The organism is Tardiphaga alba, assembly GCF_018279705.1.
In the GTDB taxonomy this organism is placed as follows: Bacteria; Pseudomonadota; Alphaproteobacteria; order Rhizobiales; family Xanthobacteraceae; genus Tardiphaga; species Tardiphaga alba.
The window spans coordinates 2,004,558-2,020,006 of the sequence record NZ_CP036498.1 but is presented as its reverse complement, the minus strand read 5'-3'; the positions used below and the strand labels follow the sequence as shown (position 1 = coordinate 2,020,006).

Below are 15,449 nucleotides of genomic sequence, written 5' to 3'. Positions count from 1 at the left end.
AATGCGTCGGCGGTGTTTACTGGATCCCCGCTCCGCGCGCGCCTTCGGCGCGCTAGGCGGGGATGACAGCAGCCACCGCAATTAGCCTCTACAAATTCTTGATCATCCCCGCGTCGATCAAAATCCGGTTGAACCGGCTTGCTTCGTCCCCGCCCTTGCAGCCGTAGAATACGCCCTTGCAGCGCTGCATGATCTTCTTCTGCTCGACGAAGGACGGATCGAGCGGCACGCGGGCGGCTTCCTGGATCATCAGCGGCAAATAGGCGGCATCGAGGGTCGGCAGCGCCGATGACAGCTCCGGCCGGTAGTTCAGCGCATCGATCGCGTAATAGGTCGTGTAGTAGCGCGGATCGTGATTCATGATGCGGTCGGCGCGCTTGGCCTGCTTGATATCTGGCTCCAGCAGTTTCTGCGCAATCGCCGGCTGGTGATCGCCGAAGCGCACCAGCAGGAACGGCTCGTTCGGATGATCCTTCTTCAGCTGGGAGACGAAGGCATTATAGTCCGACGCCGTCATCGCCTGGCGGCGGATATATTCGTCGACCTCCGCCGTATTACCCGGCGCCTGCCAGCCTGATGGCGTGAGATCATCGCGATAGGTCGTGGTCCACGGGAAATGATTGGCGGTGAGATAGACCAGCACGAAGATCGGCTGATCGGGCTTGCTCTCGCGCGCAATCAGATCCTTCGCCTGATCGAAATAGAACTTGTCGGGCTGCATGTCCTCGGTGACGCCCATGTCAGCCATGTCGATGAAGCCGTCGATCCCGGCGCCCTGCTGGAAACTGCGGGCGCTGAGGAAATTGCCGAAAGTCGGATACAGCGAGAAGGTCCGGTAACCGCAGCGCTGCAGCGCCTGCGGCAGGCCGCGCGAAATCTTTCCGGCAGCGATGCGGGTGACGTAGAATTTCATCGCGCCGAAGGAGCGCGCGGACAGGCCGGTGAAGATGTTGAATTCGGTGTACCAGGTCGGCCCGCCCGAGGACTCCGTGATCAGCTTACGCTGCTGGCCGTCAGCCGACGTGAAGAAGTCCTGATAGCCGGCGGGCACCTTGATGCCCGGCGCCGCGGAGATGTCGAACGAGGACTCGTCCAGCACCATCACGATATTCGGCCGCTTCACGCCCGGCTCGCATGCGGTCATCGGCGCCGCTTGCGCGGAGCCGACGAGGCTCTTGGCGTCCGCCTCGATCCAGCCCGTGGCCGTCAGATGCGAGACGGCGACGACGCCGGAGCGCGCGAGATTGGAAATGTGGTTGACGCCCTGGAACGGCTCCCACGGCTTCTCGGGATTGGCGGCCGACATGCCGATGATCCCGAGCACGCAGGCGCCGGCACAGCCAAGCGCAGTGCGACGGCGCAGGAAAAACGGATCGGCGCGCCAGATCACCCACAGCACCGGCAGGGCCACCGCCGCCGCGATCAGCAGCCATGTCCGCAATTGCGGGAAGATCGACTGCATGAAGGAGATGGTGTCGCGGTCGATGATCAGGAAATCGAGGAAGGTCAGCGTCAGCTGGGTGATGCCGTATTTGAACTGCGACAGCACGATCAGCGCCGCGACCAGCAGCAGCGCCAGTATGGCGCTGACGCCGGGGCGCTTGAAAACGGCGAGGAACAGGAAATTCAGCAGTGCCCAGGTCAGCAGCGCCAGCGTATTGGCGAAGGGACCATATTCCACCGAGGCCAGGACATAGACCGCCATGCCATGAATGGCGGCAATCAGCGCCGTGCGCAACGGCGCCGCACGTGCGACACCCCAACAGACCGCAAGCCCCGCTTTGAGGCTGCGGCCGGCGCGTGCCGGCAGAGATTGGGCCGACAAGGTTGGGATCGACGACGGCAGCATGACTTGCCTGCGAACACCCGGCAAGGAAGCTGCCCTGCCCGGCCAACGCCGGTGGGCTCATGCCGCAACCGGACCCGCAGCATGTCACAAAACCGTAATCTCGGTGTCATGAACAGGCAATGAACCTTTCGACGCAGGCGGCGCGTCCGGGCGCTGCCTGCGTCGATATCCAACCGTCTTGGCCGGGCTTATCCCGGCCATCCACGTCTTGGTCCTCGGCAAAGACGTGGATGCCCGGCACGAGGCCGGGCATGACGGAGTTTTGAGGGTTACCGTCCAGCCACCGTCGGTGCTTCGCCCTTGATGATGTCGCCGAACCGCTGCCAGCGCTCGCCCTTGAAGCTCATCATCTGGAACTGGTCGATGGGCGAGTAGTCGGTCGCGGAGGTGTTCACAGTGACGCCCGGCAGCAGGCCATCCAGTTCCAGGCCCTTCAGATTGGCCGCCTGCTTCATCAGGTTCTCGTGGGTGAGATCGTCGCCGCACTGCTGCAGCGCGGCCACCATGGTTTGGGCGATGCTGTAGCCGGTCAGCACGGTGCTCTCTGTCGCCTTGCCCTCGGGAATGTACTTCTCGACATAGGCATGGAATTTCTTCATGCCCGCATCGTCCTTCCACTGCGGATCGGTGGGATCCTTGGCGAAGGTCGCCGACGTCACGTCCTGCGCATTCTCGAAACCGGCCGGACGGATTACGCTGCCGAGCGACGATGAGGCATTCGGAATGATATGCAGCGGCTTCCAGCCGAGCTCGGCGACTTTCTTGATCGACTGCGCGGCGAACTTGCCAACGGCGAAGGAGAACAGCGTGTCGGCACCAGATGCCTTCAGCTTGACGATGTGGGAGTCCACGGTCGGCTCGGAAACTTCATAGCTGGTCTCCATCACGATCATCGACGATGCCTTGTCGCCAAGACCTTCTTTCAGCCCCTTCACATAGTCCTTGCCGAAATCGTCGTTCTGGAAGAACACGCCGATCTTGGCGTTCGGCTTTTCCTTCAGGATATACTTCGCATAAGCGAGCGCCTCGGCGTGGTAGCTCGGCAGCCAGCCCATGGTCCACGGAAACTGTTTTGGATCGTTCCAGCGCGTGGCGCCGGTTGCGAGGAAGAGCTGCGGCGTCTTCTTGGCGTTGAGATATTTCTGGATCGCCGCATTGGCCGCCGTGCCGACATTGCCGACGATCGCCATCACCTCGTCGCTCTCGACGAGCTTGCGGGTCTGTTCGACCGTCTTCGGCGGCGAGTAGCCGTCGTCATAGCTGATGAAATTGATCTTGCGGCCATTGATGCCGCCCTGCTCGTTGATCAGCTTGAAATAGGCCGCGTAGGACTTGCCGAGAATGCCATAGGCAGAGGCCGGGCCGCTATAGGGCACGGTGTTGCCGATCTTGATTTCGGTGTCGCTGGCGCCAGGGCCGTATTTCTTCTGCGCCAGCGCAGGACTTGCGGCCATCATGCCGGCAGCCGCAAGCACGGCAATGGAGATCGTGGAGATACGCATTTTCTAATCCTTCTTTTGCGTTTCCTGGGATGCGGACCTTGCCGCGTGAGGTCTGGGCCTTCCCGTTGATCGGGATTTGTCGGCGAGCCCGTCAGGTAGTCCTGTCTGGTATTCCTGCGTCCTGCGCTTCGGCGGCGGCTTCGTTCAGCGCTTGAATGTCGGCAGCGGCCGTATGCACGTGGTGGTGCACGAGCTTGATCACCGTGGCCTCGTCGCGGGCCTCGATGGCGGCGAAGAACGCGCGGTGGTCATCCAGCGAGCGCTGGCGCAGCTCGGCTGATGCAAAATAGCGGCGGCGCCCGCGCGTGCTCATCAGCATGAGGGGCGTGATGGTGCGCACGAGAATACGGTTCTGGCTCGCAGCCGCCACGGCGAGATGGAATTCGACATCCTCGTCGGCCATGTTGCGGTCATTGGCGGCGAGCACCGCATAGGTGTCGAGCAATCCGGCGAGCTTGGCGAGATCGGCCTCGGTGCGGCGCTGGCAAGCCAGCCGGAATGCCTGCTCCTCGCAGATGATGCGCGCCTCGATGGCATCGCGCGTCAGCTGTGCATCGAAGGCCATGCCAAGATCGGCCTGCAGCACCAACGCGTCGAGCCCGCCGTCTTCCGGCGAGGTGCGCAGGAAGATGCCGGACTTCGCCTTGCGCTCGGTGATCCGCATGGAATCGAGCACCGCCAGCGCCTCGCGCACGGAGCTACGGGTGACGCCGAAGCGGTCCGACAGATTGCGCTCGGACGGCAGCCGGTCACCCTTGGCGAGGCGATGATGCCGGACATATTCCAGCGTCTTGCGAACGGTATCGGAGGTTTCGGAAGTCAGGGTCGTGATCATGGAGATGACCCTACCAATCTGGCCCTACCAGATCAAGTCTTGACGGCTGCGGCTCATGGGCGCGGTTTGGGGGACAATCCGAGCTGTCCGGCAACGAGCCGGTCGGCCCAGCGCCGCGGCAGCAATCCGGCGATAAAAGTCTGGATCGGCTCCGGCGATGCCACCACGCGGGCGCGGGGCTTCGCATCGGTCAGCGCGCGATGAACCAGCGCCGCGATCCGCTCCGGCGGCAGCCCCCTCTCCGCCATCTGCGCCAGCATGCCACGCAACTTCGTTAGCGTTGGAAGATACGGCGAGTTCGCAAAGCGCGCGATGTCGAGCGCCTCCGCCTTGTCCCAGATCGGCGTCCTGACTGGGCCCGGCGCGATGGTGATGACGTCGATGCCGAACAGCATCAGCTCGCGGCGCAAGCTCTCGCTCAGCCCTTCCAGCGCGAATTTCGAGGCACTATAGGGCGACAGCAAGGGATTGCCGAACTGGCCGGAGACCGAGCTCATCATCACGATGCGACCGGGCGCGCCGTTCAGCATGGTGTCGGCGCCGAGCAATGGCAGAAAGGCCTTGGTAGCAATCACCGGGCCCATCACATTGATTTCCATCTGCGTACGGAATTCACTGACATCGAGATCGAGCAAGGCGCCGGGGACGACGACGCCGGCATTGTTGACCAGGCCAGCGAGCGTTTCTTCATTGAGCGTCGCGCGGACCTGATCAGCGGCCGCCCTCACCGCAGCTTCGTCCGTGACATCGAACAGCAATGGCGTGAAGTGAGCGCCGAACTCCGCTTGTAAGCGCTCGGCATCAACCCGCTTGCGGACGCTGCCGAATATGCGGAAGCCGCGGGCGAGCAACAGCTTTGCTGTGGCGTAACCGATGCCGGTGGAAACGCCGGTGACGACGACGGAGCGCATGAGATCACCTCGGACAGAGACCCAATGAAAAACGGGACCGCGTTGCCGCGGTCCCGTTGATAGCTACGACGAATGTAGCGCTTAGTTCTTGGTCTTGTCGACCAGAGCCTTTTCCTTGATCCACGGCATCATGTCACGGAGCTTGCCGCCCACTTCCTCGATCGGATGTGCGGCAGCGCGGGCGCGGGTCGCCTTGAACGAGGCCTGGTTGACCTTGTTTTCCAGCATCCAGTCGCGGGCGAACTTGCCGGACTGAATGTCGGTGAGGACGCGCTTCATCTCGGCCTTGGTCTCCGAGGTGACGATGCGCGGGCCGGTGACGTATTCGCCGTATTCCGCGGTGTTCGAGATCGAGTAGTTCATGTTGGCAATGCCGCCTTCATAGATCAGGTCGACGATCAGCTTCAGTTCGTGCAGGCACTCGAAGTAAGCCATTTCCGGCGCGTAGCCGGCTTCCACCAGCGTCTCGAAGCCGGCGCGGATCAGCTCGACGGTGCCGCCGCACAGAACGACCTGCTCGCCGAACAGATCGGTTTCGCACTCTTCCTTGAACGAGGTCTCGATGATGCCGGCGCGGCCACCACCGACAGCCGAAGCGTAGCTCAGGCCGAGGTCATGGGCGTTGCCCGACACGTCCTTATGGATCGCGATCAGGCAGGGCACGCCGCCGCCGCGCTGATATTCCGAACGCACGGTGTGGCCGGGGCCCTTCGGCGCGATCATAAGCACGTCGAGGTCTTCGCGCGGATCGAGCAGGTTGAAGTGCACGTTGAGGCCGTGGGCGAAGACGAGCGCAGCGCCGTTCTTCATGTTGTCATGCAGGTGCTCGCGATAGATGTCGCCCTGCAATTCGTCCGGGGTGAGCATCATGACCAGGTCGGCCCATTTGGCGGCGTCGGCGACTTCCATCACCTTGAAGCCGGCAGCTTCCGCCTTCTTGGCCGAAGCCGAGCCCTTGCGGAGCGCGATCACGACTTCCTTGACGCCGGAATCCTTCAGGTTCAGCGCGTGGGCATGGCCCTGGCTGCCGTAGCCAACGATGACGACCTTCTTGCCCTTGATCAGGTTCAGGTCGGCGTCGCGATCGTAATAAACACGCATGGGTCGTTCCTCTGTTCGGCAACTTTATTTCAAGCGCCCGGTCGAAAGGTCATTGCCGGCTGGCAGATGACCGTGAATTGCCGCCGGTTTCTAGGGCGACGGATGCCGCGAGACAAGCCCGCGACGGTGATTTTGCTGGCCAATTCTCTCTCATATCTCGGCCAGCACGGGATAGAGCGAAGCGAGCAATAATATTGCCATGGTGACGTTGAAGATGCGGACTGCGCGGGCCGACTTGACCAGCGGTTGCAGTGCGGTGCCGCACAATACCCAGGTCACCGAGGACATGGCACCGATCAACAGCGACACCAGCACCTGCAGCGCGACATTCCACGGATAGGCCGAGATCGCCGCATAGGCGGTGATGATGCTGATGGCCATTACCCAGCCCTTGGCATTGACCCACTGAAACAGCGCCGCCCCGATGAAGCTCATGGGCCGCCGCCGCTCCGCCTCCCCCGGCTCCGGCGGGCCCGAGCGGGCGATGGCATAAGCGAGATAGACCAGATAGGCCGCGCCGGCATATTTCAGCGTCGTCTGCAGCCAGGGCAGCGAAGCGAAGACGGCGCCGAGGCCGAGCCCGGTGACGCCGATCATGAAGGCATAGCCGCAGGTGACGCCCACCACATGGGGCAGCGTGCGGCGGAAGCCGAAATTGAGCCCGGAGGCGAGCAGCATGATGTTGTTCGGGCCGGGGGTGAAGAACATCACGACAGCGAACACCAGAAATGCCCAGAGCAAATGCAGCGACAGCTCCATCACGCCACCTCGCGCATAACAGGCGGACGGCGCGACAGCAGCATTACGGCGATGCCGAGTACGACCACGATCATGCCAGACAGACGCAACGGACCGAAGGTCTCGCCGAATGTGAGGCTGGACGCGGCGGCGCCGATGAACGGCACCAGCAGCGCGAAGGGCACGACCTGCGCAGCCGAGTAATCACGCAGCAACCGGCCCCAGATCCAGTAGCCGAGCGAGGTGCCGCCCAGCGCGAGGAACAGCACGCAGGCGATCACTTTCAGCGAGACATGGGTGAGCGAATGCCACGTCGTCGCAGCGCCATCGACGGTGAACAACACGACCAACAGCGGCAGCATCGCAACGAGGCTGATCCATGAAAACAAATCGAGCATCGGCACGCCCTGCGCGCGGCGCAGCAGCAGGTTGGAAAACGCAAAGCTGATCGGCGCCGTCATCAGGACGATGAACGGAAACACGCTGAAGTCATAACCGACGGTGAAGCAGATCATCATGAGCCCGCCCATGGCGACAACGATGCCAATCACCTGTTGCCGCGTGGGCAACTCCTTCAGCAGCAGCGCCGCGAGCGCAACCGTGAACAGCGCCTGGCTCTGCACGATCACCGCGGTTAGCCCCGCCGGCACGCCGTGGGCCATGCCATAGGTCTGCGCCAGAAACTGCGCCACCAGCAGCCAGCTCGTCGCGACCACGAGCTGCCACGACAGTTTCGGCCGCGCGAGCAACAGACATGGCAGTGCCGTGATGCCGAAGCGCAGCGTCGTCAGCAGCGTCGACGACATCTCCTCGACCGCCATCCGGGTCAGCACGAAGCCAACGCCCCAGATCACGGCGACAGCGATCGCCAGGAAGATGTCGAGAGGTTTCATGAGGTCATTTCAAGCGCGTTCAGGCCTGCCCGGTGTTTCGACCAAAACGCCAAAATCCATCCCGAGCATGACGGCAACCTTGATCCTCACATCTCGCAGGGTTTTGGCAGGCGCTTTCTCGACAATCGCGAACATACGCTCCGTACGATCAATAGAGCGGATCTGATCGACCATGATCTCGCCCGCAATCTCCAAGCCGGCCGGCAACACGACGTTTGTCGGCCAGTTGCGAATCTTCAGTGTGATGGGACAGATCACCGCGCGTCGGGACGTTTCATGAAACTCCCGTGATGTCAGAACGAGCGCAGGACGCCTCCCGGCCTGCTCCGTCCCGCGGACATCATCCAGATCGACCCATGCGATATCGCCGGCATCAGGAAGGATCATTGCGCTTTCCAGCCCGACGTTTCACCGACGACGCGCTCACCCTCACAGGCTTGCCATCCGGCCCCGGCACGATCAGCCCGCGCGAATAATCGTCGTCGATGATTTCGGCGCCCCGGTCCGGTCCCCAATCCACCGTCTCCGGCTCGTTCTCGGGCCCGAGCCGCTTCATTTCGGCGATCATTTCGGCAAGCAGTTGCGCAGATGTCTTACCGACCGCACGCAGCCGCAAACCATCGCGCTCCACTGTGAGAACGAGTTCGCTTCCTTCAGCGACGCCGATACTATCGGCGGCACTTCGCGGCAGCCGGACACCGAGGCTATTTCCCCATTTGGCGACTTTGACTTTCATCGGTCCGCTCCTTGTTGGGATATACAATGTATATCCCAACAATCTCCCCGTCCAGTTACATCCCCTCCGCGCCGCGGGTGATGGCGGCGACGCCGGTGCGCGAGATCTCGACCAGGCCGAGCGGGCGCATCAGGTCGATGAAGGAATTGATCTTCGACGACGAGCCGGTGATCTCGAACACAAAGCTCTCGATCGACGCATCGATGACGCGGGCGCGGAACGCTTCGGCGAGGCGCAGCGCTTCGAGGCGCTGCTCGCCGATGCCGCGGAGTTTCACCATCGCAAGCTCGCGCTCGATGGCGCGCCCGGTCAGCGTCATGTCGACCACGCGATGCACCGGGATCATGCGATCGAGCTGATGCTTGATCTGGGTGATGACCATCGGCGTGCCGGTGGTGACGATGGTGATGCGCGAGACGTGCTTGTCACTCTCGGTCTCCGACACCGTGAGACTTTCGATGTTGTAGCCGCGGCCGGAGAACAGGCCGATGACGCGCGCAAGCACGCCCGGCTCGTTGGCGACCAGCACCGAGAGCGTGTGCGTCTCGTTAGGATCGTGACGCTCTTCGATGAAATAGGCGGAGGCAGGCTGTTCCATTGTCGTTTCCTGTCGAAGTCTCGATCGGCTTTCGCCGCAAAATCTCTGTCGGCGCCCTACTCTTACTGTCATCCCCGCGAAAGCGGGGATCCAGTAAACACCGGCCATGCAGCTCCATCACTGACGCTGAGGGTTACTGGATCGCCCGGTCAAGCCGGGCGATGACAGTGAGGTGTGAGGCTCGTTCTCAATCCGTCAAACCAGCGCCTTGCCGCCGGCGAAGGCCGCGGCAGTGGCTTCGTCATTGGCTTCGAGCGGCAGCAGCATTTCGTTATGCGCCTTGCCCGACGGGATCATCGGGAAGCAGTTCTCCAGATTGGCCACGCGGCAATCGAACAGGACCGGCTTCTTCACCTTGATCATGTCCTGGATCGCACCATCGAGATCGCCCGGCTTCGAGCACTGGAAGCCGACGCCGCCATAAGCTTCGGCGAGCTTCACAAAATCAGGCAGCGCTTCCGAATAGGAATGCGACAGGCGGTTGCCATGCAGCAGCTGCTGCCACTGGCGCACCATGCCCATATACTGGTTGTTGAGGATGAAGATCTTGATCGGCAGTTCGTGCTGAACCGCAGCCGACAATTCCTGCATCGTCATCTGCACCGACGCATCGCCGCCGATATCGATCACCAGCGAATCCGGATGCGCGACCTGCACGCCCAGCGCCGCCGGCAATCCATAACCCATGGTGCCGAGACCGCCGGAGGTCATCCAGCGATGCGGCTCCTCGAAGCCGTAGAACTGCGCCGCCCACATCTGATGCTGGCCGACTTCGGTGGTGATGTAGGTGTCGAGATCTTTCGTGTTCTCGAACAGCCGCTGGATCGCGAATTGCGGCAGGATCACATCGTTGTTCTTCTTGTAGGCCAGCGAATTGCGCGCGCGCCAGCGCCCGATCTCGAACCACCACGGATCGATCGCCGGCTTCTTCGCTTCAGCCTTGAAGACCTGCAGGATGTCACCGAGCACATTGGCGCAGTCGCCGATGATCGGCACATCGACGCGAATGTTCTTGTTGATCGAGGACGGATCGATATCGATGTGGATCTTCTTCGAATTCGGCGAGAATGCATCGGTGCGGCCGGTGATACGGTCGTCAAAACGCGCGCCGACGCAGAGCATGACGTCGCAATCATGCATCGCCATATTGGCTTCGTAGGTGCCGTGCATGCCCAGCATGCCGAGCCAGTTCGGCCCGGATGCCGGATAGGCGCCGAGGCCCATCAACGTCGAGGTGATCGGGAAGCCGGTAACGTCCACCAGCTCGCGCAGCAACTTCGACGCACCGACGCCCGCATTGATGACGCCGCCGCCGGAATAGATGATCGGCCGCTTCGCATTGGCCAGCATGGAGACGGCCTTGCGGATTGCTGCCGCATCACCCTTCACGCGCGGCGCATAGGAGACATGGACGTCGGACTTGCGCGGCGGATGATACGTGCCGGTGGCGAACTGCACGTCCTTCGGCACGTCGACGACAACCGGGCCGGGACGGCCGGTGGTGGCGACATAGAAGGCTTCATGCAGGACTTTTGCGAGATCGTTGACGTCACGGACCAGCCAGTTGTGCTTGGTGCAGGGCCGCGTGATGCCGACGGTGTCGCATTCCTGGAACGCGTCATTGCCGATCAGGTGCGTCGGCACCTGGCCGGTGATGCAGACCAGCGGGATCGAATCCATCAGCGCGTCGGCCAGCGGCGTCACCATATTGGTGGCGCCGGGGCCCGAAGTGACCAGCACGACGCCCGGCAGGCCGGTGGAGCGGGCATAGCCCTCGGCCGCGTGGCCGGCGCCCTGCTCGTGGCGAACGAGAATGTGCTCGACCTCCTCCTGCTGGAAGATCTCGTCATAGATCGGCAGCACGGCCCCGCCGGGATAACCGAAAATGTGCTTCACGCCGTGATCCGCGAGCGCGCGCACGATCATCGCGGCGCCGGTCATCTGGTTGGGATCGTGGGGAGTGCTGTCGCTCATGGTCGGCTCCGGATGCGCGCTGGGCGCTTTGGTCGATGAGGTCTGGTTGGTTCGTTGTGGCTATGGTTCAGGCAATAAAAAAGGGCCCCGTTCAGGACCCTGTGCGCACCGCTCGGATCGTGGGTAGCCGTCAGCTACCCCCGGCGATGCGCCAGGGTACCACGATAATAAGAAGATTTGTAACTTTATTGCGCATGACTTGGTCGTTTGAGTTCGAAACTTGCGCGGGTTATATGCGACTGGTAGCCTCTGTCAATTCCTGATTGTTCAATTTTCCTCGGAGGCATGCAATGCAGTCTCGCAGAAAATTTTTGACCGGAGTAACAACTACGGCGTTTGTTATATCGATCAACACCTTTTCCTTGAGCCAAGCCAATACTAAAATCCGCCGAAACGTCGTCGACTTTGAAAAGGACGAAGGCGCCCTGCAGGCCTTTCGCGATGCGGTCGATGTGCTGAGGAAGCGCGATGACTACAGCAAGCGTCCGGCGATCGACGGCTGGGAATCGCTTGCGATCAACCACAATCTCTGGTGCTTCGGCCAACCGGATTATGAAATTCATTTCGGGTGGTGGTTTTTCTACCTTGGCATCGCGCCTATCTCATCCATCTCGAGAAGGCCCTGCAGGCCGCGATCCGCGAACCGCAACTCCGTTTGCCCTATTGGAACTGGATGCAGCGCGCGACGCTTCCTGCCAGCTTTGCCGAACCGACCTACACCAAAGGCAGCCAGACCAGAAACAATCCCCTGTATGACGCCACGCGTTTTGGTCCGGTCGGGCAAGGCAAGCCCATCAACTATCAAGACATGGGCGTTCCGAGTAAAAGCGAAGCCGCATTGATATCCGTGACACGCTTCGAGCAATTCGGCGGAAAAGCGCCTGCTCCTAACGCCCGCAATTCGGGCGCTCTGGAATCCGGCGCTCACAACTATATCCACACCGCCATCGGATATGACGACGCCACCGACAAAGTCGGCAATATGGCGATCGGACTCTCGCCGCGTGATCCCGCCTTCCTGCTACACCACGGCAATATTGACCGGTTGTGGGAAGTCTGGCGAAACGCAGGGCAGCGTCGTGCCAATCCACCCGATTCAACGTGGTTGAACCACCACTTCGCTTTCCCGCGCAGCAACGATTTTGAATTCGCTGACTACAAGGTCGCAGACCTCCAGAATACGGTGACGTCGCCGGGAGACTATCGCTACGACCGCGAGCGCCTCGAAGAACAGGTCGTCGCGACGGTCTCCGATCAGGTCTTGCGGAGATTTACGCTGCCGCTCAGCACATCGATCTCCCGCGAGATTTCGGGGCCAGGTCTGGCGATCGAACTACCGGGCAATCTGCAGGACTCGCTCTCGAAACTCCCCGCCCAGACGCAGGGCAGCGCGGTGGTCGTCCTCGAAGGCGTACCGATTGCGGATCGGCCGGCCACGATCAACGTCATCGCAAAGGCCAATGGCGGAGCGAGCGTTGCTTTGGGGGCTTTCTCGACGCTCCCCGTCATGAAAGGCAATGCGACGGAGAAACAGAATATCACGCTGCCGATCGATGACGCCGCGCGCCAGTTTCTCAGCAACAACAAGAACGTCACGATCGTCGGCGAAGCCGCCGGATCACGTCGGGGGCAGATTACAATCGACAGTTTCTCTGTCGAGGTCGCGCAGTAGCATCGCGCGCCACATTAAAATGCCGTGAATACGGTGGGCACGCTGCGCTTTGCCCACCTATCGCTTATCACGCCGCCTTCACCAGCGGTTTGGCGCGTTCGATCCGGGCACGTTCTTCGGGGGAATGCATCGCTTGCCAGAGATCATTTCGGCGCTGAACGTTCAGCCAGAAGTCCGGACTATTGCCAAATACGCGCGCGAGAATGAGCGCGGTTGCGGCTGTCACGCCGCGGCGATCATTGCATAGCTCGTTCACATGCTTGCGCTGTACGCCCATGGCATCAGCAAGCGCGCCCTGCGTCAGGCCGAGCGGCTGCATGAATTCCTCAGAGAGAATCTCGCCAATCGTCGCCGGCTTGCGCTTGGTCATGAGCATGGGTCACCTCACCTATAACTATGATCGTCGAGATAAACACCAGCGGCCTCACCTCGGGCGCCGTCCCAGCGGAAAATCAGCCGCCACTGATCGTTGACACGGATCGAGTAAAAGCCAGCAAGCGTGCCCCGCAGCTTCTCGAAATGATTGCTCGGCGGCATGCGGAGATCCAGGTCGGTGACAGCGTCATCGATCATCTGAAGTCTACGAAACAGCCGACTTTCGAGGTCGCTCGGAATATGGCGAGAACGTACATCGTCCACGAAGAAGGATTGCAGCCAGCCATCGCGAAATCCTACGATCATCGCCAACGCCCCATGAGGCAATGTACCACTCTATGGTACACACCGCAACATATTAGGCAAAAGCAGTGTCCAGCTTCGCCCCCGCCGCCTCCGGCGTCATCCATTCGAACTCCGGCAGCTGGTGCCGGAACCAGGTAAATTGCCGTTTGGAATAATGGCGCGTATCCGCCTGCCCGATGACACAGGCCTCCTCGCGCGAAATCTCGCCGCGGAGATATCTGATCAGGGCCGGCACGCCATGGGCCTTCATCGCCGGCAGCAGCGGATCGAGCCTGCGCGCGGCGAGCGCTTCGACCTCGTCCAGCGCGCCCTCGTCCAGCATGCGCACGAAGCGCGCATCGATGCGGGCGTAAAGCTCATCGCGATCCGGCGCGAGAAACACCGCCGTCACGCCATCCGGCGGCAGCAGCGGCGGCAGCGCGTCACTGTGCCAGTCGGTCAGCGCGCGGCCGGTGCCTTCGATAACTTCGAGCGCACGGGCAATGCGGGTGCGGTCGCGGAGATTGAGTTTTGCCGCCGACACCGGGTCACGCGCTGCCAGTTCAGCATGGAGGGCTTCCGGGCCGAGGCGTTCGAGCCGCACACGGACGTCGTCACGCACCGCGTCGGGGACCGGCGGCACGGCGGAGAGGCCGCGCGTCAGCGCCTTAAAATAAAGGCCGGAGCCGCCGATGAAGATCGGCAGCTTGCCCTGCTCCCTCACCTCGGCAAGCACGTCGCGCGCCGCGTCCACCCATGCGCCGGCCGAAAAGTTCACCGCGGCGTCTACGGTGCCATAGAGGCGGTGCGGGGCCATGGCCTGCTCGTCCGCTGTCGGCCGGGCCGTCAGCACGCGGAGGTCGCGATAGACCTGCATGCTGTCGGTATTGATGACCACACCGTCCCGCGCGCGCGCCACCGCCAGCGCCAGCGCCGACTTGCCGCTCGCGGTCGGCCCTGCGATAAGCAGCGCTCTGTTATCCGGCCTGGAACTCACGTCATGTCTCTCGTTGCCACCCTGATCTGCAACCCCGCTGATCCCGCTCTCGATAGCACGGTGATCGATGGTCTGCGTGCGCTTCTGCCCGGCGATACCGAACTGCACTGGCTGAGCGACGGCGTCGCCGCCGACATCCTGTTCACAAGCGACAAGACCGGCGCCACCGACCAGATCATTTTTGCCGACCGCCTGCGCGCCGCGCGGGGCGACATGCCGATCGATGTTGTGGTGCAGCCTCAGGCCAATCGACGCAAGAAGCTTTTTCTCGCTGACATGGATTCCACCATGATCGGCCAGGAATGCATCGACGAACTCGCGGATTTTGCTGGCCTCAAGGCCCATGTGGCTGCGATCACCGAACGCGCCATGCGGGGCGAGATCGAGTTCGAGCCGGCGCTGCGCGAGCGCGTGGCGCTGCTGAAGGATCTGCCCGTCACGGTGATCGACGAGACGCTGGCCGAGCGTATCACGCTGACGCCGGGCGGCCGCGAACTGGTACAGACCATGCGTGCGCATGGGGCTTACACCTGTCTCGTCTCAGGTGGCTTCACGCTGTTCACTGCAAAGGTCGCGGAGCTGGTCGGCTTCCAGGAAAACCGCGCCAACGAGCTGCATGTGAAGGACGGCAAGCTCACCGGCACCGTGGCGGAGCCGATCCTCGGCAAGGCGGCGAAGCTGGCGACGCTGGTCGAGCTGCGCGAAGCCGCCGATCTCGACCAGATCGACACGATGGCGGTTGGAGATGGCGCCAACGATCTCGCAATGATCGGCGATGCCGGGCTTGGCGTCGCGTTTCATGCGAAGCCGGCCGTGGCGGCAGCCGCGCATGGGCGGATCGATTTCGGCGATCTCAGCGCGCTGCTGTATGCGCAAGGGTATAAGCGATCAGAGTTTGTGAGCTAGCGCTATCGACGTAATCTCCGTCCCCGGAGCGTAGCGAATGGGGTCCGACGGACGAATTTGTCCGTCGTAGTCCGCCG

At 62.1% G+C, this 15,449-nt stretch carries 17 protein-coding genes; 2 read left to right on the top strand and 15 right to left on the bottom strand.

Annotation, left to right across the window (positions count from 1 at the left end):
- Positions 1-88: 88 nt before the first annotated feature.
- The 12 genes from RPMA_RS09510 to RPMA_RS09455 all read right to left on the bottom strand — a co-directional run bounded on the left by RPMA_RS09510 (position 89) and on the right by RPMA_RS09455 (position 11,700).
- Positions 89-1,705 (bottom strand): sulfatase-like hydrolase/transferase, encoded by a 1,617-nt coding sequence (locus RPMA_RS09510; RefSeq protein WP_456243461.1) that lies wholly within the window; start codon positions 1,703-1,705, stop codon positions 89-91.
- 413 nt (positions 1,706-2,118) lie between these two features.
- Positions 2,119-3,351, bottom strand: coding sequence for an ABC transporter substrate-binding protein (locus RPMA_RS09505; protein WP_211912576.1), 1,233 nt, complete (start codon positions 3,349-3,351; stop codon positions 2,119-2,121).
- 91 nt (positions 3,352-3,442) lie between these two features.
- On the bottom strand, positions 3,443-4,186 hold the full coding sequence (locus RPMA_RS09500; RefSeq protein ID WP_211912575.1) for a FadR/GntR family transcriptional regulator: 744 nt from the start codon (positions 4,184-4,186) through the stop codon (positions 3,443-3,445).
- A 53-nt stretch (positions 4,187-4,239) separates the two neighbouring features.
- The gene (locus RPMA_RS09495) at positions 4,240-5,097 is read right to left on the bottom strand and encodes an SDR family oxidoreductase (RefSeq protein ID WP_211912574.1); all 858 of its coding nucleotides are present in this window, start codon (positions 5,095-5,097) and stop codon (positions 4,240-4,242) included.
- An 81-nt stretch (positions 5,098-5,178) separates the two neighbouring features.
- Positions 5,179-6,198, bottom strand: a complete 1,020-nt coding sequence (gene ilvC, locus RPMA_RS09490) for a ketol-acid reductoisomerase (RefSeq protein ID WP_211912573.1) — start codon at positions 6,196-6,198, stop codon at positions 5,179-5,181.
- A 150-nt stretch (positions 6,199-6,348) separates the two neighbouring features.
- Positions 6,349-6,951, bottom strand: coding sequence for a LysE family translocator (locus RPMA_RS09485; protein ID WP_211913587.1), 603 nt, complete (start codon positions 6,949-6,951; stop codon positions 6,349-6,351).
- A gap of 5 nt (positions 6,952-6,956) precedes the next feature.
- Positions 6,957-7,829 (bottom strand): EamA family transporter, encoded by an 873-nt coding sequence (locus tag RPMA_RS09480; protein ID WP_211912572.1) that lies wholly within the window; start codon positions 7,827-7,829, stop codon positions 6,957-6,959.
- Positions 7,830-7,838: 9 nt separating this feature from the next.
- On the bottom strand, positions 7,839-8,216 hold the full coding sequence (locus RPMA_RS09475; protein ID WP_211912571.1) for a type II toxin-antitoxin system PemK/MazF family toxin: 378 nt from the start codon (positions 8,214-8,216) through the stop codon (positions 7,839-7,841).
- Positions 8,203-8,565 carry an AbrB/MazE/SpoVT family DNA-binding domain-containing protein gene (locus RPMA_RS09470; RefSeq protein ID WP_211912570.1) on the bottom strand — a complete coding sequence of 121 codons (363 nt, stop codon included), beginning with the start codon at positions 8,563-8,565 and terminating at the stop codon, positions 8,203-8,205. Before RPMA_RS09470 ends, RPMA_RS09475 begins: the two co-directional genes overlap by 14 nt.
- A 55-nt stretch (positions 8,566-8,620) precedes the next feature.
- Complete coding sequence (ilvN, locus tag RPMA_RS09465) at positions 8,621-9,163, bottom strand: acetolactate synthase small subunit (RefSeq protein WP_211912569.1); 543 nt, start codon at positions 9,161-9,163, stop codon at positions 8,621-8,623.
- Between the two features lie 195 nt (positions 9,164-9,358).
- On the bottom strand, positions 9,359-11,137 hold the full coding sequence (locus RPMA_RS09460; protein ID WP_211912568.1) for an acetolactate synthase 3 large subunit: 1,779 nt from the start codon (positions 11,135-11,137) through the stop codon (positions 9,359-9,361).
- 185 nt (positions 11,138-11,322) lie between these two features.
- The gene (locus RPMA_RS09455) at positions 11,323-11,700 is read right to left on the bottom strand and encodes a hypothetical protein (RefSeq protein ID WP_211912567.1); all 378 of its coding nucleotides are present in this window, start codon (positions 11,698-11,700) and stop codon (positions 11,323-11,325) included.
- A gap of 8 nt (positions 11,701-11,708) precedes the next feature.
- Here RPMA_RS09455 and RPMA_RS09450 point away from each other — a divergent pair, with 8 nt between their 5' ends.
- Entirely contained in the window at positions 11,709-12,809 is a 1,101-nt protein-coding gene (locus RPMA_RS09450) for a tyrosinase family protein (RefSeq protein WP_211912566.1), read from the top strand.
- Between the two features lie 67 nt (positions 12,810-12,876).
- On the opposite strand, the gene RPMA_RS09445 is transcribed toward RPMA_RS09450, so the two are convergent.
- The 3 genes from RPMA_RS09445 to miaA are packed head-to-tail and all read right to left on the bottom strand — an operon-like array spanning position 12,877 to position 14,466.
- On the bottom strand, positions 12,877-13,185 hold the full coding sequence (locus RPMA_RS09445) for a HigA family addiction module antitoxin (RefSeq protein ID WP_211912565.1): 309 nt from the start codon (positions 13,183-13,185) through the stop codon (positions 12,877-12,879).
- A gap of 8 nt (positions 13,186-13,193) precedes the next feature.
- Positions 13,194-13,490 (bottom strand): type II toxin-antitoxin system RelE/ParE family toxin, encoded by a 297-nt coding sequence (locus RPMA_RS09440; protein WP_211912564.1) that lies wholly within the window; start codon positions 13,488-13,490, stop codon positions 13,194-13,196.
- Positions 13,491-13,542: 52 nt separating this feature from the next.
- On the bottom strand, positions 13,543-14,466 hold the full coding sequence (gene miaA / locus RPMA_RS09435) for a tRNA (adenosine(37)-N6)-dimethylallyltransferase MiaA (RefSeq protein ID WP_211912563.1): 924 nt from the start codon (positions 14,464-14,466) through the stop codon (positions 13,543-13,545).
- Between the two features lie 3 nt (positions 14,467-14,469).
- On the opposite strand from miaA, the gene serB reads away from it, so the two are divergent.
- A complete protein-coding gene (serB, locus tag RPMA_RS09430) occupies positions 14,470-15,372 on the top strand; it encodes a phosphoserine phosphatase SerB (protein ID WP_211912562.1) in 903 nt (300 codons plus the stop codon).
- Positions 15,373-15,449: the final 77 nt, after the last annotated feature.

Excerpts from the sequence above, each read along its gene's own strand:
- RPMA_RS09510 (WP_456243461.1), bottom strand. The coding sequence starts at position 1,705 with ATGGCGGTCTATGTCCTGGCCTCGGTGGAATATGGTCCCTTCGCCAAT.
- RPMA_RS09505 (WP_211912576.1), bottom strand. The coding sequence starts at position 3,351 with ATGCGTATCTCCACGATCTCCATTGCCGTGCTTGCGGCTGCCGGCATG.
- RPMA_RS09500 (WP_211912575.1), bottom strand. The coding sequence starts at position 4,186 with ATGATCACGACCCTGACTTCCGAAACCTCCGATACCGTTCGCAAGACG.
- RPMA_RS09495 (WP_211912574.1), bottom strand. The coding sequence starts at position 5,097 with ATGCGCTCCGTCGTCGTCACCGGCGTTTCCACCGGCATCGGTTACGCC.
- ilvC (WP_211912573.1), bottom strand. The coding sequence starts at position 6,198 with ATGCGTGTTTATTACGATCGCGACGCCGACCTGAACCTGATCAAGGGC.
- RPMA_RS09480 (WP_211912572.1), bottom strand. The coding sequence starts at position 7,829 with ATGAAACCTCTCGACATCTTCCTGGCGATCGCTGTCGCCGTGATCTGG.
- RPMA_RS09475 (WP_211912571.1), bottom strand. The coding sequence starts at position 8,216 with ATGATCCTTCCTGATGCCGGCGATATCGCATGGGTCGATCTGGATGAT.
- RPMA_RS09470 (WP_211912570.1), bottom strand. The coding sequence starts at position 8,565 with ATGAAAGTCAAAGTCGCCAAATGGGGAAATAGCCTCGGTGTCCGGCTG.
- ilvN (WP_211912569.1), bottom strand. The coding sequence starts at position 9,163 with ATGGAACAGCCTGCCTCCGCCTATTTCATCGAAGAGCGTCACGATCCT.
- RPMA_RS09460 (WP_211912568.1), bottom strand. The coding sequence starts at position 11,137 with ATGAGCGACAGCACTCCCCACGATCCCAACCAGATGACCGGCGCCGCG.
- RPMA_RS09455 (WP_211912567.1), bottom strand. The coding sequence starts at position 11,700 with ATGAATTTCATAATCCGGTTGGCCGAAGCACCAGAGATTGTGGTTGAT.
- RPMA_RS09445 (WP_211912565.1), bottom strand. The coding sequence starts at position 13,185 with ATGCTCATGACCAAGCGCAAGCCGGCGACGATTGGCGAGATTCTCTCT.
- RPMA_RS09440 (WP_211912564.1), bottom strand. The coding sequence starts at position 13,490 with ATGATCGTAGGATTTCGCGATGGCTGGCTGCAATCCTTCTTCGTGGAC.
- serB (WP_211912562.1), top strand. The coding sequence starts at position 14,470 with ATGTCTCTCGTTGCCACCCTGATCTGCAACCCCGCTGATCCCGCTCTC.